General features: G+C 65.3%; 1 protein-coding gene. It reads left to right on the top strand.

Annotated elements, in window-relative coordinates; all coding sequences use genetic code 11:
• Positions 1-632 precede the first annotated feature (632 nt).
• The coding region (locus tag ACFWI9_RS34790; RefSeq protein ID WP_387169422.1) for an AAA family ATPase at positions 633-1045 on the top strand (413 nt) is incomplete at its 3' end.

The raw sequence follows: 1045 nt of genomic DNA, 5'->3' as shown, positions 1-1045 counted from the left end.
AGGCTGCAAGCTCCGTATCGTCGGGACGCACGGTGACCGTCTGGGAGTGAATCGGCCTGGACGGGCTCGGAGCTGTCACGCCGGCGACGAGGACCGCACCGGCAAGCAGCGTCGATGTCGCCACGGACACCGGAAGCCTGCGAAGAACACTGAGACGCATCGAGAACTCCCATCAATAGGCATAGGCATGGCTCTTCGCTCTGGAAAGCCACCTGCCGAGGGCGCGCCTTGCGGCACTGAGCCCCGCCGCAGCGCAGCCGCTGAAGATCAACGGCCAATAATCGCGGACCGGGCATGTCCGCCACGAGACGGCGTGGCACGAAACCCATCAGGTGAGCTGGCCCGGGGCATCAGTGGTCATGCGGAGGAGATACCCGATGCACGATTTGGCGTGTCCGCGGCCACAACACGGCGAGCTCCTCGCATCGGCGGATGACCAGCCCAAGATCGGTCGACAGGGACAGGGGCGGAGCGCCGGAACCCAATGTCCCACCCCTTGCGAATTTACCTGCTGTTAGGCAATAGGGCCTGGTTTGTTCTCTTTACATGATCTTATAGTTTCGGCCGAGTAGGTGAACCAAGAGGCAAGGAATGTCCGTCCCGGGCATCACGAGCCCGGAGATGGAGCACAGATGGCCGCAGCAGGCGCTTCGGGAAACCTGCCCGCGCCCTTCACCAGCTTCGTGGGCCGCAAGCGGGAGATATCGGAGATACGGCAGCTCATCGGCAGGGCACGGCTCGTGACTCTCACCGGAGTGGGCGGTGTCGGCAAGACCCGGCTGGCGCTGGAAACGGCCGCGGCGTCGGCAAGGGCGTTCACGGACGGCGTATGGTTGGTGGACCTCACCTCGGTGCACGATCCCGAGGCCGTACTCGGCGTGACTGCCGCCGCACTGGGCGTATCGGACCGGGGTGGACGGCAGGTACTTGAGCGGATCGCCTTGCGGCTGGCCGGGCGCCGCATGCTGCTCGTCCTCGACAACTGCGAGCACCTGGTCGAAGCGTGCGCGCGGTTGGCGCACGATCTGTTGTCGGCGTCGGCAGA

Origin of the sequence: Streptomyces sp. NPDC127084 (genome assembly GCF_042724175.1) — a bacterium.
Lineage (GTDB): Bacteria > Actinomycetota > Actinomycetes > Streptomycetales > Streptomycetaceae > Streptomyces.
Note: the sequence above shows the minus strand (reverse complement) of the source record. Positions and strands in the feature narration are given on the sequence as shown.